Below are 20,621 nucleotides of genomic sequence, written 5' to 3'. Positions count from 1 at the left end.
CCTGCGGCGGGCCTAGTCTCACCCATGCACAACAGGAGAACGGACATGTCCGATTTCATCTTTCTTGCGCTCGGCTGCGGCACGTTCATCGTCTTTGCCGCTTATGCCCGCGCACTCGACCGGCTCTGAGGAGGCGACCATGCTCGAACCCCTTTTCGGCCTTTTCGTCGCGCTCGCCCTTGGCGCCTATCTCGTGGTCACGCTGCTGCGACCCGAACGCTTCTGAACCTCCAGGAGAAACTCCATGACCATGATCGGGTGGCTACAGATCGCCTTCTTCTTCCTCGCGGTTCTCGTCACCATCAAGCCGCTCGGCCTCTATATGGCCCGCGTCTTTGCCGGCGAGCGCACCGCGCTGTCGCCGGTTCTCGGGCGTCTTGAGGCAGATCTCTACCGCATTTCCGGGGTGTCGCCGACCAAGGAACAGGGCTGGCTTGCCTATACGGTCGCGATGCTCGTCTTCTCGCTTGCCGGTTTTGCCGCGCTCTACGCGATCCTCCGGCTCCAGGCCATTCTGCCGCTCAATCCGCAGGGATTTGCCGGCATGGCGCCGGACCTTGCCTTCAACACGGCCGTCTCCTTCGTCACCAACACCAACTGGCAGAACTACGGCGGCGAAACGACGCTCAGCCATTTCAGCCAGATGGCCGGCCTGACGGTGCAGAACTTCCTTTCGGCCGCGACCGGCACGGCGCTCGCCGTGGCTTTGACGCGGGCGCTCGTGCGCTCCAAGGTCTCGACGCTCGGCAACTTCTGGGTCGACATGACGCGGGCGACGCTCTACGTGCTGCTGCCGATGGCCTTCGTCGTCGCCCTCGTCTTCGTCGCCATGGGCCTGCCGCAGACACTGGACGCCGCCGTCACCGCGACCACGCTCGAAGGCGCAAGCCAGACGCTCTCGCTCGGCCCGGTCGCCTCGCAGGAAGCGATCAAGCAGCTCGGCACGAACGGCGGCGGCTTCTTCAACGTCAATGCCGCCCATCCCTTCGAGAACCCGACGACGTTCTCCAATTATCTCAACATCTTCGCCATGCTGTCGATCTCGGCGGCGCTGGTCTACGCGTTCGGTGAACTCGTCGGCAATCGCCGCCAGGGCTGGGCGATCATCAGCGCCATGGCGATCCTGCTGATCTCGGGCGTCGCCGTCGTCTACTGGGCCGAGGCCCAGGGCAACCCGATCCTGACGGCGCTCGGCGTCGATGCCGCCGCCGGCAACATGGAAGGCAAGGAGGTCCGTTTCGGACAGGCGATGACTGCGCTCTACGCCGCCGTCACTACCGGCCTTTCGGACGGTGGCGTCAACGGCATGCACGGCTCGTTCACCGGGCTCGGCGGCCTCGTGCCGATGTTCCTGATGCAGCTCGGCGAAGTCTTGCCGGGCGGCGTCGGCTCCGGCCTCTACGGCATGCTCGTATTCGCGCTGCTCTCCGTCTTCGTATCCGGCCTCATGGTCGGGCGCACGCCGGAATTCCTCGGCAAGAAGATCGAAGGCCGCGAGATGAAGTATGCCATGCTCGCCGTGCTCGTCCTGCCGCTCGCCATCCTCGGCTTCACCGCGGTCTCCGCCATGCTGCCCTTCGCCGTCGCAAGCATCGGCACGCCCGGCCCGCACGGGCTTTCGGAAATCCTCTATGCCTATACTTCGGCGGCCGGCAACAACGGCTCGGCCTTCGGCGGCCTGACGGGCAACACCGTCTGGTACAATACGACGCTCGGCATCGCGATGCTGCTCGGCCGCTTCGCCTATGTCGTGCCGGTCATGGCGATCGCCGGCTCGCTCGCCGCCAAGGTCAAGGTCCCGCCGTCCGCCGGCACCTTCCCGACGGACGGGCCGCTCTTCGTCGGCCTACTTATCGGCATCATCCTCATCCTCGGCGGCCTGCAATTCTTCCCCGCGCTCGCCCTCGGCCCCATCGTCGAACATCTCGCGATGCTCGCCGGCCAGACTTTCTAAGGAAAGAGCCATGTCCAAGGACCATCACGCTCAAAGCCTTCTCGATCCCGCAATCCTGCTGCCGGCCGCGCGCGACGCCTTCGTCAAGCTCGACCCGCGCCAGCTCGTCCGCAATCCCGTGATCTTCGTCACCGAAGCCGTCGCGGCCGTCGTCACCGTGCTCTTCCTACGCGATCTCTTCACCGGCAGCACGCAGGCAGGCTTCTCCGGCCAGATCGCCGCCTGGCTCTGGTTCACCGTGCTCTTCGCTACCTTCGCGGAAGCCGTCGCCGAAGGGCGCGGCCGGGCGCAGGCCGATAGCCTCAAGCGCACGAAATCCGAACTCGTCGCCCGGCGGCTCACGGCCGCCGGCACGACCGAAACGGTCCCGGCCACCGGCCTTGCGGTCGGCGATGTCGTGCTCGTTGCGGCCGGCGAGCTGATCCCGGGTGACGGCGAGGTGATCGAAGGCGTCGCCTCGGTCAACGAGAGCGCCATCACCGGCGAATCCGCGCCCGTCATCCGCGAATCCGGCGGCGACCGCTCGGCCGTCACCGGCGGCACGCAGGTCCTTTCGGACGAGATCCGGGTGAGGATCACCGTCGCGCCCGGGTCCTCCTTCGTCGACCGCATGATCGCGCTCATCGAGGGTGCGCAGCGGCAGAAGACGCCGAACGAGATCGCCCTGTCGATCCTGCTCTCCGGCCTCACGCTCATCTTCCTCTTCGTCTGCGTCGCCATATGGGGGCTTGCCGGCTATTCCGGCACGGTGCTGACCGTCACGGTGCTCGCCGCCCTCCTCGTCACGCTGATCCCGACGACGATCGGCGGCCTGCTCTCGGCCATCGGCATTGCCGGCATGGACCGCCTCGTACGCTTCAACGTCATCGCCACCTCCGGCCGCGCGGTGGAGGCTGCCGGCGACGTGGATACGCTGCTGCTCGACAAGACCGGCACCGTCACCTTCGGCAACCGCATGGCGAGCGACTTCCTGCCGGCGCCGGGCGTCTCGTCCTCCGAGCTTGCGCAAGCGGCGCTGATCGCCAGTCTTTCCGACGAAACGCCCGAGGGACGCTCGGTGGTGGCGCTCGCCACCGGCGAATTCGGCATAGCCATGCCGGAAGCGCGCTTCGACGCCGTCATCGGCTTCACCGCCGAAACCCGCCTGTCCGGCGTGGATACCGGCTCGCGCCGACTGCGCAAGGGTGCGGTCGACGCTGTGCTCCGCTTCGCCGGCCTTGCGGAAAACGAAGCGCCCGACGACTTCCGTCGCGCCGTCGAGACGATCGCCCGTAGCGGCGGCACGCCGCTTGCCGTTGCCGACGGTTCCCGCCTCCTTGGCGTCATCCACCTCAAGGACGTGGTCAAGCCCGGCATCAAGGAACGTTTCGCGGCGCTGCGCGCCATGGGTATCCGCACGGTCATGGTGACCGGCGACAACCCGGTCACCGCTGCCGCCATCGCCTCGGAGGCCGGCGTCGACGACTTCCTCGCCGAGGCCACGCCGGAGGACAAGCTCGCCTATATCCGCCGCGAGCAGCAGGGCGGCCGCCTCATCGCCATGTGCGGCGACGGCACCAACGACGCCCCGGCGCTCGCCCAGGCGGATGTGGGCGTCGCCATGCAGACCGGCACGCAGGCGGCCCGGGAGGCAGCCAACATGGTGGACCTCGATTCCAGCCCCACCAAACTCATCGAGATCGTCGAGATCGGCAAGCAGCTCCTCATGACCCGAGGCTCGCTCACGACCTTCTCCATCGCCAACGACGTCGCGAAATACTTCGCGATCATTCCGGCGCTGTTCGTCGCGACCTATCCGGCGCTCGACGCGCTCAACATCATGAACCTCGCCTCGCCGCAATCGGCCATCCTCTCGGCCGTCATCTTCAACGCGCTGATCATCGTGGCCCTCATTCCGCTGGCGCTGCGCGGCGTCGCCTATCGCCCGGCGGGCGCGGCCGCCCTGCTGCGCCGCAACCTCCTCGTCTACGGCCTCGGCGGCCTCGTCCTGCCCTTTGCCGGCATCAAGGCTATCGACCTTGCCGTCAGCGCCCTACATCTGGTGTAATCATGCTGAACCATCTTCGCCCGGCCATCACCCTCGTCCTCGCCCTGACCGCCCTTCTCGGCCTTGCTTATCCGCTTGCTGTGACGGGTGTCGCGCAGGTCGTCATGCCCTCGGCCGCCAACGGCTCGCTCATCGAAAGGAACGGAGCCGTCGTCGGCTCCGCCCTGATCGGCCAGGCCTTCGCCACGGACCGGTATTTCTGGCCGCGTCCCTCCGCGACGGGCCCCGACGCCTATAACGCGGCCGCCTCCTCCGGCTCGAACCTCGGCACGACGTCGGCCAAGCTCAAGGAGCGCGTCGAGGCCGATATCGCCCGACTGGAGACGGCAGGCATCGCGACCCCCGTCCCGGCGGACGCGGTGACGACTTCCGGCTCCGGGCTCGACCCGCACATTTCCCCCGCCTTCGCCCGAGCGCAGGTCGCGCGGGTGGCAAAGGCCCGGGGACTTTCGGAAACGGACGTGGCGAACCTCGTCGAAAACCGTATAGAAGGTCGGCTTTTCGGGAGCATCGGCGAACCCCGGGTGAACGTGCTACAGCTCAACCTGGCGCTCGACGCGCACGGAACATGAGAGTGAGAATGACGGACAACGACCGCGACGACAGTCGCAGACCGGATCCCGATGCATTGCTTGCCCTGGCGGAGAAAGACCGCCGGGGCAAGTTGACCGTTTTCCTGGGCGCAGCGCCGGGCGTCGGCAAGACCTACGCCATGCTGGCGCGCGCCGGGCGCCTCAAGGCCGAAGGCGTGGATATCGTCGTCGGCCTCGTGGAAACCCACGGGCGCGGCGAGACGGCCGCCCTCATCGACGGCCTTGACGTGTTGCCGCGCCTGCGCGCCGCCCATCGCGGCAAGGAGCTCGAGGAGTTCGACCTCGACGGCGCGCTCGCCCGCCGCCCGCGCATCGTGCTCGTCGATGAGCTTGCCCATTCCAACCCGGAAGGAAGCCGGCATCCGAAGCGCTACCAGGATATCGAGGAACTGATTGCCGCCGGCATCGATGTGTGGACCGCCCTCAACATCCAGCATCTCGAAAGCCTCGCCGACCTCGTGGCGCAGATCACCGGCGTGACGGTGCGCGAGCGCGTGCCCGACACCGTCCTGAAGAAGGCCGACGAGGTCGTGCTGGTCGACCTGCCGCCGACGGAGCTGATCGAGCGGCTGAAGGAGGGCAAGGTCTACCTGCCGGAAAGCGCAAGCCGCGCCGTCGACCGCTTCTTCCGCCTCGGCAACCTGACGGCGCTGCGCGAACTTGCCCTTCGCCGCACGGCCGACCGGGTGGACGACCAGATGGTCGACTACCTCAAGCAGAACGCCATCGAAGGCCCCTGGGCGGCCGGCGAACGGCTGCTCGTCTGCGTCGGACCGGACGAGCTTTCGGAAAAGGTCGTGCGCGTGGCAAGCCGCCTCGCCTCCGGCCTCAACGCGCCGTGGATCGTCGTCTCCATCGACCGGGCCGACCGCGAGGTGGAAACGACCGAGCGGCTGCAGCGCATGGAAGCGCTCTTCCGGCTCGCCGAACAGCTCGGCGCCGAGACGCGCCGGGTGGTGGGAAACGACTTCGTCGAGGAGATCCTGAAGCTCGCCCGCCGCGAGCACGCGACGCAGATCGTGATCGGTGCGAAACGCCATCGCGGCTGGACGCGTTGGCTCTCGCCGTCGCTGCCCGACGCGCTTTCGCGCCGCGCCGCCGGGCTGGGTGTCTATTTCGTGACGCCGGAGAAGACCGAAAAGCCTGCGCCGCCGCCAGTGCGCCTTCCGCTCCTCAACATCGCGTCCCTGCGCCAGTCCGCCCTGATCGCCGCCGGCCTCACGGCCGCCACCGCCGTCGTGGGCAAGCTGGTCTATATCTTTGCGGAACTGCCGAACATCTCGCTGCTTTTCCTGCTCGCCGTTCTCGGCGCCGCGGTGCTGGGCGGCTATGCATCCGCCTTCATCGCCGCGCTCCTGTCGGCGCTCGCCTATAATTTTCTGTTCATCGATCCGCTGCACACCTTCACGATCACCGCGCCGCACGAAGTCTTCGCGCTGATCGTCTTCCTGTGCGTCGCGATCATCGCCGGCGGGTTCGCCTCACGCATCAAGGAGCAGGCGGAGGTCGCCCGCGTGCGCGCCACCGCGCTGCAGTCGCTCTACGATTTCTCGCGCAAGCTCTCGACCACCGCCAAGGCGGACGACGCGATCTGGGTGGCGGTCTCGCATCTCCAGGCAAGCCTCAAGCGCAACATCGTTCTCCTCTTGCCCGACAAGGGCGACCTCAAGGTCGCCGCCATCTGGCCGCCGGATACCGAACTCGACGTCACGGATTTCACCGCCGCGCGCTGGACGCGCGACAAGCAGGAGACCGCCGGATTCGGCACCGGCACCCTGCCGAACAGCCGCTTCGAATTCCGCCCCCTGATGGGGCCGCACGGGCTGGTCGGCGTTTGCGGCATCCAGCAGGTGGTCGATGAACAGCTCGATCTCAACGCCGAACGCGCCCTCTCCGCCATCCTCGACCAGACGGCCATCGCGCTCGATCGCGCGCGGCTTTCGGAAGAAAGCGTCGAGCAAGCAGCGAAACTCGAGGGCGAGCGATACCGCGAGGCGCTGCTGTCCTCGATCTCGCACGACCTGCGCACGCCGCTCGCCACCATCATGGGCGCCGTCACGAGCCTGCGCCAGCTTGGCGACAAGATGAGCGCCGAGAGCCGCACGGACCTGCTCCAGTCCATCGAGGAGGAGGGCAGCCGCATGAGCCGGTTCGTCTCCAACCTGCTCGACATGACGCGCATCGAATCCGGCACGCTGAAGCCGAAAACGGATTGGGTGGACGTCGCCGACGTCGTGCAGTCCGCCATCGAGCGGGCGCGAAAATACTTCCCCGGCAAGCCGATCGAGACCGGCATCGCGCCGGACCTGCCACTTGTCGAGGGCGACAGCGTGCTGCTCGGCCAGGTCCTGTTCAACCTGCTCGACAATGCCGTGAAATATGGCGGCGACGAACCGGTCAACGTCTATGCCCGCCGCGACGGGCAGGATGTGCTGATCTCCGTGACCGATCTGGGCAAGGGCATCCCGCCCTCTGAGATCGACCGCGTCTTCGAGAAATTCTATCGTCGCGGCAAACCGGACGGCCGCGCGCCCGGTACGGGCCTCGGCCTTTCCATCGCCCGCGGCTTCGTCGAGGCGATGGGCGGCAAGATCCATGCGGAAAGCCCGGCGGTGAAGAAGAAGGGCACGCGCATCGTCATCCGCTTCCCGGTGAGCGACAAGACGAAGGCTGACAAGGCGAAATGACGAACGAGCGCATCCTCGTGGTGGACGACGAGCCGCAGATCCAGCGGTTCCTCAAGCCTGCCCTCAAGGCGGCGGGCTATGACGTGGTCGAGGCCGCGACGGGCGGCGAGGCGCTGAAGGCTGTGGCGACCGCCGCGCCGGACCTCGTCATCCTCGATCTCGGCCTTCCCGACATGGACGGCAAGGATGTCGTCACGAACCTGCGCGGCTGGACGACCATTCCGATCATTATCCTTTCCGCGCGCGAACGGGAAAGCGAGAAGATCGCCGCCCTCGATCTCGGCGCCGACGACTATATCGAAAAGCCCTTCGGCATAGGCGAGCTCACCGCCCGCATCCGCACGGCCCTGCGCCACCGCGAGCGCGCCGCGGCCCCGCCGGCCACCCTGTCCACCGACGGCCTCGTCATCGACACGGTGCGGCGGATCGTCTCCCGCAGCGACGAGGCGATCCGGCTGACGCCGAAGGAATACGACCTCCTGACCCTGCTTGCCCGTCATGCGGGCCGGGTCGTCACGCACAAGACGCTGCTCACCTCTGTCTGGGGACCGGCGCACGGCGAGGATCTCCATTACCTGCGCGTCTTCATCGGCCAGCTTCGCCAGAAGATCGAGCGCGACCCGACGAGCCCCACCATCGTGCGCACGGAACCCGGCGTCGGATATCGGCTGGTGGTGGACCAGGAATCCTGACACCGCGATCGTCGGCGGGCTTATAACAGCAGCACCTTAAACTTGACTATGCAAATCATGTTAAGCTATTCCTGTCCGGAATTCTGCGCGGGGTGATTGCCGCGCCTATTGAAGGAAGAGGGATGGCGGCCGCATTCGGCAATGCCGGAAGGACGATCGGCGACGGCTGCGGGAACGGTTCCCCGCGCCGGGAAGGCATGGCGCCGTGAAGGAGGTAGATGCAACCTCGCTGCTCTACGCCGCCCATCGCCCTGCCCTCGTGCGCTATGCCGCGCGCATCGTCGGCTCGCGCGAGGCGGCGGAGGATATCGTCCAGGACGCCTTCATCCGCTTCTCGCCGGCACGGACCCACGGCACGTCCGCCAGCCAGACGCTCGCCTATCTCTACCGGATCGTGCGCAATCTCTGCTTCGACCTCATCAAGCGGCAGAAGATCGAAATGAGGGAGCGCGACACCGAGCCGCCCTTCTGGTCCGTGCCGCAGCCCGTCGATACGCCGGAGGAAACCGTTCTTGCCTCGGACGAGGTCCGCATCGTGCAGGAGGTTCTGGACAGCCTGCCGCAGGACGTGCGCATCGCGGTCGAAATGCACCGGTTCGGCGGCCACACGCTGGAGGAGGTCGCCGCCCATCTCGGCATCTCGGTTGCCACCGCATACCGGCATGTGCGGGCCGCGCTGGTGCAGATCGCGCTGCGGCTCGACAGTTCCGCATCATAATCGGCCGGTCCCGTGAAAAATTCCTGCCCGCAAATCGTCCCTACGCTCGGAATGGATATTCGGCTAGAACCCGGTGCGCGGCACGGGAAGCCGGGACACGGATAGCATCTTGGCTGAGGACGACAACGACAAGCGCCACGCACTGGAGGAGGCCATGGACTGGCTGCTGCGGCTCAAGGACGAGCCGCGGTGTCGGCAGACGGCCAAGGACCTGGAGGCGTGGCTGGACCGCTCGGAGCGTAACCGGGCCGCCTGGCAGAGTGCGCTCAAAACCTGGGCGCTGCTCGGCGAGGCCGAACCGCGCCATGCGCATCTGTGGCGGGGCGAGAGCGCCGGGATCGTGCCCTTGCCGCGCCGCCGGCGCTGGGTCGCCGCTACGGCGCTCGCCCTTGCGGCAAGCCTCATGCTTTTCCTCGCCGCCCCGGCCTTCATGATCTGGCTGCAGGCCGATTTCAGCACCGGAACCGGCGAAAGCCGGATCGTGACGCTGGCCGACGGCAGCGCGGTCAACCTTTCCGCCGGTAGCGCGATCGATGTCGAACTGACGCCGGAAGGACGCCATGTGCGCCTGCTGGCGGGCGAAGCGTTCTTCGACGTCGCGCATGATGCCGCGCGGCCCTTCACCGTCGATGCCGGCAAGGCGAAGGTGGTCGTGCTCGGCACGGCCTTCGACGTGGCGCTCGACGACGCGACGGCCACCGTGCAGCTCGCGCGTGGCGTGGTCGGCATTTCCGGCGACGGCGCGGGCCGCCCGGTCGCCGAGATGGCGCCCGGCGACATGGCGACCGTGGACGGGAAGACGGGTGCCATCACGCACGCCACCGTGCCGCTTGAAGAGATCGGCGCCTGGCGCAGCGGCTTGCTCTTCGTCAACGACGTGACGATCGACAGCGTGATCGCCCGCCTGCAGCGCTATCATCCGGCGTGGATCAGCGTGCCGGACCGCACGCTCGGCCGCCAGCGCGTCACCGGCCTCTACGACCTGCGCGATCCTGACCGGGCCCTGAGAGCGCTGGTAACGCCGCATGGCGGCAAGGTGCGTTCCGTCTCTGCCTATGCCCGCGTCGTCTCGCGCTATTGAGTCTTCGGAAAAGTTTTCGGAAAAAATCAGGAAATTTGTATCGACCGTGAAAAATCCTGCCGAGGTGGTCGTCTCTGCACCGGGAATGCGCGCCGGGGGCAGCGCATGCCAGGGTATGACACCGGGGGTAAAATGCGTTCGCATAACGATCGACCGAACATCACGCGCGCCGCGACGCGCGTGCGCACCGTCTTCATCACCAGGCTGATGGTTTCGACCGCGGCGGCACTCGTCCTGAGCCTGCCGCAGGCCGCCCTCCAGCCGGCGGCCGCGCAACAGAAGACCGCACGCGTCGGCGCCATGCCGTTCGACATTCCGGCACAGTCGCTGGCAAGCGCGCTCAACGCCTTCGGCCGCCAGTCCGGCCTGCAGGTATCGCTCGCCGCCGCCACCTCGCGCGGCGCGACCTCGAAGGCGCTGAAGGGCCGTTTCACGCCGCAGGAGGCGCTCGCCCGGCTTCTCGAAGGCACCGACACCCAGCACTCCATCACCCTGGACGGCACCGCGATCGTCACGGCAAGACACCTTTCGCCGCTCGTCACCGGTTCCGTGGAGGATGGCGCGACGGCGCTCGAACGCATCACCGTGGATGGCGAACAGACGGGCGACGGGGATGTCGCCGAAGTCAACATTTCCGCCAAGGACCTGGAGCGCAAGAACCCGGCGACCATCCAGGACGTCTTCCGCAACGAGCCGAGCATCAAGGTGGGCAGTTCCCTGCCCATGTCGCAGAAGGTCTATGTCCACGGCATCGAGGAGACGAACCTCGCCGTCTCGATCGACGGCAGCCGCCAGAACAACAAGGTCTTCCACCACAATGCGACGACCCTCATCGACCCATCGCTGCTGAAGGCCGTCAGCGTCGACGAGGGCGTGGCACCGGCCGATGCGGGCCCCGGCGCGCTCGCCGGCTCCATCGAATACGAGACGAAGGACGTTTCCGACTTCCTCGACGGCAACGGCTACGGCGGCTTCTTCAATTCCAGCTACAACAGCAACGGCAACGTCTTCACCAACGGCTTTGCCGGCTATGGCAAGCAGGACGGCCTTGAATTCCTCGGCTACTTCAACCTCGGCCGCGGCAACGAATTCTCCGCAGGCAACGGCGACAAGGTTCCGGGAACCAGCACGCATTTCGTGAGCGGCATCGGCAAGGCCGCCTATGAGTTCGAAAGCGGCGACCGGATCGAGATCAGCCATGAATCGATCAACGACGAGGCGCCGCGCCCCTTCCGCGCCAACATGACCGGCACGACGAATGCAAAGCCGTGGGAACCGTTGATCCGCGACTATAACCTGACGCGGCGCAACACGGTGTTCACCTATACGGACACCACACCCGAGGGATGGTGGGATCCCAAGCTGGTGCTCGCCTATGGCGATACCGAGGTCGGCACGACGGTCTGGCAGAATCCCCGTTTCACGCCGCTGACCTATCCCGTCTTCGGAAACACGACCACCTTCAACGGCAAGTTCGAGAACCGCTTCAACTTCGATATCGGCACGGTGACGGCCGGTATCGACTTCTACAACGACAAGGCGGAACTCATAGACCTCTACGACTCCGGCAGCGAAAAGGCGCGCAATGTCGGCGCCTACGTCCAGGCACGCCTGCAGCCGTTCGAACATGCCCGCCTGTCCTTCGGCGGCCGCGCGGACCGGCAGTGGTTCACCGGCACCGGCGAGCAGGAATGGGATAATACGGGCCTCAGCGGCAACATCTCGGCCGAATACGACCTCATTCCGGAATTCCTGACGGCAAAGGCCGGCTATTCTCATGTCTGGGCCGGCATTCCGCTGGCCGAGAACTTCATCCTGAACCCCGGCTGGACCTACCTGCCGGAACCGATCCCGACGACCTCGGACAACTACACGGTGGGTCTCGTCGCGAAATACGAGGGCTTTTCCGTGGAAGGATCGGTCTTCCGCACGGACATGGATAATGCCCGCGAAGCGCGCTACGGCTATGCCTACAAGACGCGGCAGGTGGATTCGGAAGGCTATTCGATCGGCGCCGGCTACGACTGGGCCGACGGCTATGTCCGTTTGAAATATGTCGATATCGACACGCGGATCGACGGTACGCCGGCCGATTCCGACACCGGCAACTATCTGGTGACGCCCGTCGGCAAGATCATCACCGTTTCGGCGGCCCATACCTTCGCCGACTGGGGCCTGACGGTCGGCGGCGACGTGGAGATCGCGCCGAAATACGAGAGCTTCAAGGCCTATGAGGTCGTCAACACCTTCCTCGAATACAAGCCGCCGAACCACCAGAACCTGACGCTGCGCGCCGACGTGAAGAACATCTTCGACGAGACCTATTCCGACCGCGCAACCTATGGCCAGGACCAGGGCGTCGTGACACCGCTCTACCAGCCCGGGCGCTCCTTCGTCCTGAGCCTGCGCGCCACGTTCTGATGAAACGGATCCCGGCGGGCTTGAGGCTCGCCGGGATCGACCCACCTGGAGATGACGATGAAACGCGCCGTAAAATCCCTCGTCCTGCTGGCCGCTCTCCTTGCAGGCAGCGCCTTTGCCGAAGAGCTCAGGATCGACACGGCGGCTGGGGCGAAGACGGTGACGACGCCGGTCGAAACCGTCGCGGTCTTCGACATCGCAGCCGTCGATACGCTCGACAAGCTCGGCGTCAGGCCGGCGGGCCTGCCGGCCAATCTTTACCTGAAGGAACTCTCGCACCTGACGGACGGGGCGAGCGTGGTCGGCGATATCTTCGAGCCAGACCTCGAGGCGCTAAGCGCGCTGGCGCCCGATCTCATCATCCTCGGCGGCCGCTCCTCGGCCAAGGTGGACGCGACCACGCAGGTCGCCCCCACCATCGACATGACCATGGACGGCGACGACCTCCTCGAACAGGCCCGCGAGCGCCTCGCCACCTATGGCCGCCTCTTCGACAAGCAGGCCGAGGCCGAGGCGGCCCGCAAGGAGCTGGACGCCGCCGTTGAGAAGGCCCGCGCCGCCGTCGCCGGCAAGGGCAAGGCGCTGATCGTCATGACCAATGGTCCGAAGGTGACCGCCTACGGTCCCGGCTCCCGCTTCGGCTGGCTGCACCGCTCGCTCTACCTGCCGGCAGCCATCGAAAACGTCGAGGCGGCAACCCACGGCGAAGCGGTTTCGTTCGAATTCATCCGCGAGGCAAACCCCGATTGGCTGATCGTGCTCGACCGCGCCGCCGCCATCGGCTCCAACGAGCAGAACGCCAGGATCACCCTCGACAACGAACTCGTCGCGCAGACGACGGCGTGGAAGAAGGAGCAGGTCGTCTATCTTCCCTCCGGCGACTTCTACATCGCGGCCGGCGGCGTGCAGGCGATGACCCGCGTCTATGCGGCCATCGGCGCGGCGTTCGGGGCGGCCCGCTGACGTTCAGGCGATCAAAATGGCCGGATGTGCAGTTTATTTACCCAACCGTACCGGAATCGCCGAATCAGACCTTCCCTGCGGGCGGGCGAAACCCTAGTTGGAAAGCACTCGCGCAACCCGCGAGCTTCCCCGCGTCATTGGGAGCCAAACCGTGGCGCTCGCTGCCCCGCTTCGTGCGGGGCTTCTTTTTTTCAGCGTTCAGAATGTATTCGGGAAGGCCTGGCGCAGCAGGGCCATGGCGGTCTTGTGCAGGGCGTCGGAGCGCGCCATGTCCGGGTTGAACGTATCCCAGTACCAGGCGCCCTGAACGAGATAGTTCAGCCCTTCCGCCAGCGTATCCGTGTCCACGCCCGCATAGCCGCCATCGCGGGCCACTTCGGCAAGAAGGGCGCGCGACTGGGCGAGATAGGCCTGGTCGCTCGGCAGGCTGATCATGCGGTCGAGCTGCATGGTCTGCCGGTCGCTGCCGAACAATACCCAGACCGAGACCCAATCGGGATGCTGGTTGCGGAAATGCCGGGCGCAATCGATGGAGGCGACGACCCGCTCGGCGGCTGAGAGGCCCGGCTTATTGACCGTTTCCTCCCAGAGGCGGGCGAACTGGTCGTTGAGATGTTCCAGCACGGCGCGGAAGAGCTTTTCCTTCGAGCCGAAATGAAAGACGACCAGCGCATTGGACGAGCCGATCTCGCCGGCGATGCGCTGCATGGTGACGCCCGCGATCCCCTCCTCGGCGATGAGGCGGATGGTGGTGTCGATGATCCGCTGCGCGCTCGCCTGCCCGCGCAGATGCCGGCGGTCCTGCCGGCCGGTCTTGGTCATCGGGGTCGAAGCGTCCGGCTCCCGGTCTGGCGGCATCGTGGCTTTCGGTGTCTTCAACGCATCGTTTCCGGATCGGGGTGGCCCGCCGCCCTTATCGGACGGCGGGCCGGACTGGTCAACGGCACTTAGAGGGCCGGACGATGCGCCGCATCGCCGTACCAGGCACCGGTCGCCTCCTCGAAGGCAAGGCCGGCGCGGAAAACATCGGCGTCGCGATAGGTGCGGCCGACGATCTGCAGCCCGGTCGGCACACCGTTGCCGGCGCGGCCGGTGGGTACGGAGAGAACGGGGCAGCGGCTCATCATGTTGAACGGCGTCGTCATGACCCAGCCGAGCGACGGATTGACCACCTTGCCGTTGATCTCGACCGTGCCGGTCGTATGGTCGAAATCGGCGGGCACGGCAGGCAGCGCGTTGGTCGGGCAGACGAGCACGTCGTAGCGGTCGAGGATCGGGCCGAGCGTGCGGTACATCTCACCGATGACTTCGAGGCTTCCGACGAAATCCGTCGATTTCGAGGCCCGGCCCTTCTGCGCGAAATCGCGGGCATAGGTCGTCATCTCATCGCCGTGCTCGTCGAGCAGCGTGGAGAGATAGCCGCCGAAGAGGTGTTCGAGGTAGCCCATGCCGGCATCGAGGATATGCGGCGGCCAGCCGAGATCGACCTCCTCCACCGTCGCACCCAGCGAGCGGAAGACCTCCAGCGCCGCAAGCGTGTTCCTCTGCACCTCCGGATCCACCTCGAATACGCCGAGATCCATGGAAAAGGCGATCTTCCAGCCCTTGATCGGCTTGTATTCCAGCGGCAGGCGCAGTTTCGGCCGGAGCGAGGCGATGTCCTCGGCGCTCGGGCCACACATCACGTTCTGCAGGAGGATCGCATCCTTCACCGTTCGGGCCATCGGGCCGGTATGGCAGAAGAAATCGAGGTTGAAGGGCGTGTCGTCAGGGTTGCGGCCATAGGGCGGCTTGTAGCCGACGACACCGCAGGCCGAGGCCGGAATGCGGATCGAGCCGCCGATGTCCGAGCCCGTCGCCAGCGTCGAGGTGCCGGAGGCGAGCGAGGCGCCCGCGCCGCCCGAGGAGCCGCCGCAGGTGAAGTCCGGGTTCCACGGATTGCGGGTGACGCCCCACAGCCGCGACCAGGTGGTGCCGGCGCAGCAGAATTCCGGCGTCGCCGTTCGGGCATGCACGATGCCGCCCGCCGCCATGACGCGGGCGTTCATCGTCGAGGTGCGGTCGGCAATGTAGTCTTTCTGGATCAGCGAACCGATGGAGGTCGGCTTACCGGCGATGTCGCTCTCGTCCTTGATGCCGACCGGCAGGCCCTCCAGCACACCGGTCCGCGCGCCCCTGGCATATTTCGCTTCCGCCTTGCGGGCACGATCCATGGCCTCGTCGAAATGGGTATAGGTCAGCGCGTTGACCGGACCCTTCAGGGCCTCCGCCCGGCGGATCGTCGCCTCCATCAGTTCGACGGGGGAGAGCTTCCGGCTTTTAAAGAGGCTCAGCGCCTCATGGGCGGAAAGATAACAAAGGTCGAGGTCGCTCATGGCGGGCTCCGCGGGAGAGGTCTTGTCGGCCGGACGCATCACTTCAGCACCTCGGTCCAGATCTTGGTGTAGAGGTCGTTCACAGCCTGCGGGCAGGCCGGCGAGAACCGGCCGTGAGCGAGATGCTCCTCCGGCACCATGATCTCGGGCGCGGTGCGCATGTCCTCCGGCAGGTATTTTTCCGAACCCTTGATGCCGTTGGCATAGCGGGCGTGGGCGGAAATCAGCGCGGCATTCTCCGGGTCCATGATGAAGTTCATGAACAGCTTCGCGGTCTCGACATGGGGCGCGGTCTTCAGGATCGCGACATTGTCCATCCAGATCGGGTAGCCTTCCTTCGGGTAGCCATAGACGAAACGGTCGCTCTTGAGGCGCACACGCATCGCCGCCCCGCCCCAGGTGACGCCCGCCGCATAGTCGCCGGCGGTGTATTTCTCGATGTTCGGGTAGTCGAGCGCGATCCATTTGTCGCGCGCGGCGGCCAGCCGGTCGCGCACCTTGCGCAGGATATCCTTGTCGTCCGTGCAGACCTCACCGCCCTCATAGGAGACGGCGAGCGACAGCACGTCGCCCATTTCCGGCAGCACGTTCACCTTGCCGACGAGCTCCGGCGGCGGATCGAGAAAGATCGAGGATGTATTGGGATCGCCGGAATAGACGGACTTATCGACGATGACGCCGGTCGTTCCCCATTGCCAGGGCACGGTGTAGCGGCGGCCCGGATCGAAATCGACATCGACCCAGCGCGGGTCCATGTGCTTGAAATTCTCCATCTGGTCGGGGCGGGCTTCGAGCAGCAGCCCCTCGTCCACCCAGATCTTCACGAAGGTCGAAGACGGCACGACGATATCGAAATCGTTGCCGCCCTGCCGGGCCTTGGCGATCGCCGTATCGTTGGAATCGAAGTCCGTCACCGTCACCTTGACGTCATAGGCGGCCTCGAATTTCTTGATCAGTTCGGGGCTCGTATATTCCCCCCAATTGTAGATGTTCAGCACGCCTTCCGCCTGCGCCTGCCCTGAGGGCAGAAGCGCGGCGATCGACATGGCGGCAGTCACAAGCATGCGCATGAAGAACTCCCTTGATTGGCCAGGCTGGCGAGGCGCTTCGATGCGCGAACGCATGATTGCAGCGGATTGGCCGAGCCCCCTCCCCGGGCCTCGTTCCCGTCCTCTCCGGGTGCCTCGCAACCAGAAGAAAACAAACTGAACGTTTAGTCAAATAGATTTTAAGTCCGCCGAAAGCCACGCCCGGTTATGAATATCAAGCCAAGCGGCTGCGACGGACGAAATAGGCCGCGGCGGCGCTCATGGCCGCCAGCGCATACCAGGTGAGGGCATAGACGAGGTGGGTGTTGCGGAAGGCGACGACCGTCAGGCCGCCGATCGGCAATCCGCCCGGATTGGGCGTCGCATCGGCGTCGATGAAATAGGGAGCGACATCCGCAATTCCTTTCGCCGCGGCGATCGCAGCGACGTCGCGGGAGAACCAGCGATCGCCGGCCGGGTCATTGGAACGCAGGAACGCACCGCCCGGCTCGCTGATCCTGAGCAGGCCGGTGACCGCGACGGGACCGGCGGCGAGTTCGCTCGCCACCCGCGCCGCAGGATCGCGCCTGTCGGCGGGCACGAAACCACGGTTGACGATAACCGCCGTATCGTCGGCAAGGATGAGCGGGGTCAGCACCCAGAAGCCCGCCCCGCGCTCCGTCACGGCCTGCACCAGCACCGTCTTGTCGTGCAGGAAGAGCCCGGTCACGCCGACACGGCGATACTCGTCCTTTTCCGCGCTCACGGTATTCCACTCGGCGCGGGATGGCGCGGGCACGGGGTCGGCGTGGATCCGTGCCTCCACCCGCTCGATGAGGTCGAGCTTCCAGAACAGCCGCTGCACCTGCCAGGTACCGAGGGTAAGGAAGACGGCGGCAAGGAACAGCAGGAAGCCGGGAAAGATGTATCGGGCGCGAGAAGATGGCTCGGGCATGGTGCGCTATTGCACCCCCCTCTGCCCTGCCGTGCCGCCCCCGTTGCTCCCACCCGCCGACCGACCGGCACCCATCAAGGCATGTTCTTCATCATCTCGTGGGTCATCGGCATCATGTTCGTGTTGAGATGATGCATGACCCAGAGGGAACCGGCAATCGCGATGCCGACGATGATCAGCGTGAAGATCAGCGCCATCATCGTCCAGCCGCCTTCCGAGCGCGTGTTCATGTGCAGGAAGTAGACCATGTGCACGACGATCTGCACGACGCCGATGCCCATGACGAGCACGGCCGTGAAGAGCTTGCTGTCCAGCACGCCCCCCATGACCAGCCAGAAGGGAATGGCCGTCAGGATGACCGACAGGACGAAGCCGATCATGTAGCCCTTGAAGGAACCATGGCCGGCCCCATGACCGTGGCTGTGCGCATGATGAGCGTCAGACGCGCTTTCGTGGGTGGGGTGCGCGCTCATCCGAGAACTCCCAGCAAATAGACGAAGGAGAAGACGCCGATCCAGATGACGTCGAGGAAATGCCAGAACATCGACAGGCACATCAACCGGCGGCGGTTTTCAGGGGTGAGACCGCGCTTCTTGACCTGCACCATCAGCGTGATCAGCCAGATGGTGCCGAAGGTGACGTGCAGGCCGTGCGTGCCGACCAGCGTGAAGAAGGACGACAGGAACGCCGAGCGCGTCGGGCCGGCGCCTTCGTGGATCAGGTGGTAGAATTCGTAAAGTTCCAGCCCGAGGAAGGCCGCGCCGAAGACGCCGGTGATGCCGAGCCAGACGAGCGTCTCCATCTTGGCGTTGCGCTCCATCTGGAGCATGGCAAAGCCGTAGGTGATGGAGGAGAGGAGCAGCATCGCCGTGTTGATGGCGACGAGGTTGAGGTCGAAAAGGTCGGCCGGCGACGGGCCGGCGGCATAGTTGCGGCCAAGCACGCCGTGCGTCGCGAAGAGCACGGCGAAGATCAGGCAGTCGCTCATCAGGTAGAGCCAGAAACCCAGCATGGTGCTGTTTTCCGGATGATGCTCTTCCGTCAGGTAGAAGGTCGGTTTTTCGTCGGTCTGGACTTGGGTCGCGCTCATGGGCTCAGGTCCGTTCTGCGAGCAGTTGCGTGCGCGCCTCTTCCGTCGCCGTCACGGTCTCGACGGGGATGAAGAAGTCGCGGTCGTAGTTGAAGGTATGGGCGATCGACACCGCGACGATGGCGATGAAGGAGACCGCCGCCAGCCACCAGATGTACCAGATCAGCGCGAAGGCGAGCACGACGCTGATGCCGGCGAGGATGACGCCCGTACCGGTGTTCTTCGGCATGTGGATCGGCTTGAAGCCGCCGAGCGGGCGCTCGTAGCCGCGGTTCTTCATGTCGTACCAGCCGTCATGGTCGTGCACGACGGGCGTGAAGGCGAAGTTGTAGTCCGGCGGCGGCGAGGAGGTCGACCATTCGAGCGTTCGGCCGTCCCAGGCGTCGCCCGACGTCTCGCGCAACTGGTCGCGCCGCAGGAAGCTGACGACGAGCTGGATGATGAACGAGGCGATGCCGAGCGCGATCAGGCCGGCGCCAAAGGCCGCGATGATGAACCAGATCTGCAGCGACGGGTCCTCGAACTGGCTGACACGCCGGGTGACGCCCATCAGGCCGAGCACGTAGAGCGGCATGAAGGCGAAGAAGAAGCCGATCTGCCAGAACCAGAAACTCATCTTGCCCCAGAAGGGATCGAGCTTGTAGCCGAAGGCCTTCGGCCACCAGTAGACGAGGCCCGCCATCAGCCCGAACAACACGCCGCCGATGATGACGTTGTGGAAGTGGGCGATGAGGAACAGCGAGTTGTGCAGCACGAAGTCGGCCGGCGGGATTGCCAGCATCACGCCCGTCATGCCGCCGATGACGAAGGTAATCATGAAGCCGATGGTCCACAGCATCGGCAGCTCGTAGCGGATGCGGCCGCGATACATGGTGAAGAGCCAGTTGAACATCTTCGCACCCGTCGGGATCGAGATGATCATCGTGGTGATGCCGAAGAAGGCGTTGACCGAGGCGCCCGAGCCCATCGTGAAGAAGTGGTGCAGCCACACGAGGTAGGACAGGATCATGATGACGCAGGTCGCATAGACCATCGAGGCATAGCCGAACAGGCGCTTGCCGCAGAAGGTCGCGACAACCTCGGAGAAGATGCCGAAGGCCGGCAGGACGAGGATGTAGACCTCCGGATGGCCCCAGATCCAGATGAGGTTGATATACATCATCGGGTTGCCGCCGAGGTCGTTCGTGAAGAAGTTCGTGCCGACATAGCGGTCGAGCGACAAGAGCGCGAGCGTGGCGGTCAGGATCGGGAAGGTCGCGACGATCAGGATGTTGGTGCAGAGCGACGTCCAGGTGAAGATCGGCATCTTCATGAAGGTCATGCCCGGCGCGCGCATCTTCACGATGGTGGTGATCAGGTTGATGCCCGACAGCGTCGTGCCGACGCCCGCCACCTGCAGGCCCCAGATGTAATAGTCAACGCCGACGCCGGGACTGTAATCCGCGCCAGAAAGCGGCGGATAGGCCAGCCAGCCGGTGCGCGCGAATTCGCCGACGAAGAGCGACATCATGATGATGATCGCGCCGGCCGTCGTCATCCAGAAGGAGAAATTGTTGAGGAACGGGAAGGAAACGTCACGCGCGCCGATCTGCAGCGGCACCACATAGTTCATGAAGCCGGTGACGAAGGGCATGGCCACGAAGAAGATCATGATCACGCCATGGGCGGTGAAAATCTGGTCGTAGTGATGCGGGTTGAGGTAGCCCTCGCTGCCGTTGAAGGCGATCGCCTGCTGGATGCGCATCATGATCGCATCGGCAAAGCCGCGCAGCAGCATGATGATCGCCAGGATGATGTACATGATGCCGATCTTCTTGTGATCGACGCTGGTGAACCATTCGTTCCAGAGATAGCCCCAGAGCTTGAACTTCGTGACGAGCGCAAGGAGCGCGATGCCGCCGAGCGCGACGACGACGAAGGTCACGACGAGGATCGGCTCGTGATAGGGGATCGCTTCGAGGGTAAGCCGTCCGAAGAGGAATTTTGTGAGGCTGATGTCACCGAACATGGGGCTGTC

At 65.4% G+C, this 20,621-nt stretch carries 17 protein-coding genes; 10 read left to right on the top strand and 7 right to left on the bottom strand.

The annotated features are described in order from the left end of the window. The first annotated feature begins 103 nt into the window (after positions 1-103). From kdpF to Q9316_RS22015, 10 genes are all read left to right on the top strand, one after another. Positions 104-226 (top strand): K(+)-transporting ATPase subunit F, encoded by a 123-nt coding sequence (gene kdpF, locus Q9316_RS25725; protein WP_371878047.1) that lies wholly within the window; start codon positions 104-106, stop codon positions 224-226. Positions 227-244: 18 nt separating this feature from the next. Further along, a complete protein-coding gene (gene kdpA, locus Q9316_RS22055; protein ID WP_306035458.1) occupies positions 245-1,954 on the top strand; it encodes a potassium-transporting ATPase subunit KdpA in 1,710 nt (569 codons plus the stop codon). A 10-nt stretch (positions 1,955-1,964) separates the two neighbouring features. Then, the gene (gene kdpB / locus Q9316_RS22050; protein ID WP_306035457.1) at positions 1,965-4,001 is read left to right on the top strand and encodes a potassium-transporting ATPase subunit KdpB; all 2,037 of its coding nucleotides are present in this window, start codon (positions 1,965-1,967) and stop codon (positions 3,999-4,001) included. 2 nt (positions 4,002-4,003) lie between these two features. Beyond that, positions 4,004-4,573: a potassium-transporting ATPase subunit KdpC gene (gene kdpC, locus Q9316_RS22045; RefSeq protein ID WP_306035456.1), complete on the top strand. Its 570-nt coding sequence runs from the start codon at positions 4,004-4,006 to the stop codon at positions 4,571-4,573. An 8-nt stretch (positions 4,574-4,581) separates the two neighbouring features. Beyond that, complete coding sequence (locus Q9316_RS22040; protein WP_306035455.1) at positions 4,582-7,281, top strand: sensor histidine kinase; 2,700 nt, start codon at positions 4,582-4,584, stop codon at positions 7,279-7,281. Then, positions 7,278-7,973 carry a response regulator gene (locus Q9316_RS22035; protein ID WP_306035454.1) on the top strand — a complete coding sequence of 232 codons (696 nt, stop codon included), beginning with the start codon at positions 7,278-7,280 and terminating at the stop codon, positions 7,971-7,973. The genes Q9316_RS22040 and Q9316_RS22035 overlap by 4 nt, the downstream gene beginning before the upstream one ends. A gap of 205 nt (positions 7,974-8,178) precedes the next feature. Continuing rightward, positions 8,179-8,691 (top strand): RNA polymerase sigma factor, encoded by a 513-nt coding sequence (locus tag Q9316_RS22030; RefSeq protein ID WP_306035453.1) that lies wholly within the window; start codon positions 8,179-8,181, stop codon positions 8,689-8,691. 109 nt (positions 8,692-8,800) lie between these two features. Continuing rightward, positions 8,801-9,772 (top strand): FecR family protein, encoded by a 972-nt coding sequence (locus tag Q9316_RS22025; RefSeq protein ID WP_306035452.1) that lies wholly within the window; start codon positions 8,801-8,803, stop codon positions 9,770-9,772. Positions 9,773-9,904: 132 nt separating this feature from the next. Further along, on the top strand, positions 9,905-12,193 hold the full coding sequence (locus tag Q9316_RS22020; RefSeq protein WP_306035451.1) for a TonB-dependent receptor: 2,289 nt from the start codon (positions 9,905-9,907) through the stop codon (positions 12,191-12,193). Between the two features lie 57 nt (positions 12,194-12,250). Further along, positions 12,251-13,156, top strand: a complete 906-nt coding sequence (locus tag Q9316_RS22015) for a siderophore ABC transporter substrate-binding protein (RefSeq protein WP_371878028.1) — start codon at positions 12,251-12,253, stop codon at positions 13,154-13,156. 198 nt (positions 13,157-13,354) lie between these two features. Here Q9316_RS22015 and Q9316_RS22010 read toward each other — a convergent pair whose 3' ends face one another. The 7 genes from Q9316_RS22010 to cyoB form a co-directional block, all read right to left on the bottom strand. After that, complete coding sequence (locus Q9316_RS22010) at positions 13,355-14,035, bottom strand: TetR/AcrR family transcriptional regulator (protein WP_306035449.1); 681 nt, start codon at positions 14,033-14,035, stop codon at positions 13,355-13,357. Between the two features lie 68 nt (positions 14,036-14,103). Beyond that, positions 14,104-15,531 (bottom strand): amidase, encoded by a 1,428-nt coding sequence (locus tag Q9316_RS22005; protein WP_306035448.1) that lies wholly within the window; start codon positions 15,529-15,531, stop codon positions 14,104-14,106. 38 nt (positions 15,532-15,569) lie between these two features. After that, a complete protein-coding gene (locus Q9316_RS22000; RefSeq protein WP_306035447.1) occupies positions 15,570-16,601 on the bottom strand; it encodes an extracellular solute-binding protein in 1,032 nt (343 codons plus the stop codon). A 193-nt stretch (positions 16,602-16,794) separates the two neighbouring features. Then, a complete protein-coding gene (locus tag Q9316_RS21995) occupies positions 16,795-17,514 on the bottom strand; it encodes an SURF1 family protein (protein ID WP_306035446.1) in 720 nt (239 codons plus the stop codon). Positions 17,515-17,588: 74 nt separating this feature from the next. After that, the gene (cyoD, locus tag Q9316_RS21990) at positions 17,589-17,987 is read right to left on the bottom strand and encodes a cytochrome o ubiquinol oxidase subunit IV (RefSeq protein WP_306035445.1); all 399 of its coding nucleotides are present in this window, start codon (positions 17,985-17,987) and stop codon (positions 17,589-17,591) included. Beyond that, entirely contained in the window at positions 17,984-18,604 is a 621-nt protein-coding gene (gene cyoC / locus Q9316_RS21985; protein ID WP_306035444.1) for a cytochrome o ubiquinol oxidase subunit III, read from the bottom strand. The genes cyoD and cyoC overlap by 4 nt, the downstream gene beginning before the upstream one ends. Positions 18,605-18,608: 4 nt before the next feature. Beyond that, positions 18,609-20,612 carry a cytochrome o ubiquinol oxidase subunit I gene (gene cyoB / locus Q9316_RS21980; protein ID WP_306035443.1) on the bottom strand — a complete coding sequence of 668 codons (2,004 nt, stop codon included), beginning with the start codon at positions 20,610-20,612 and terminating at the stop codon, positions 18,609-18,611. Between the last annotated feature and the right edge of the window lie 9 nt (positions 20,613-20,621).

Source organism: Shinella zoogloeoides, assembly GCF_030733845.1.
Classification (GTDB): domain Bacteria; phylum Pseudomonadota; class Alphaproteobacteria; order Rhizobiales; family Rhizobiaceae; genus Shinella; species Shinella zoogloeoides_C.
Note: the sequence above shows the minus strand (reverse complement) of the source record. Positions and strands in the feature narration are given on the sequence as shown.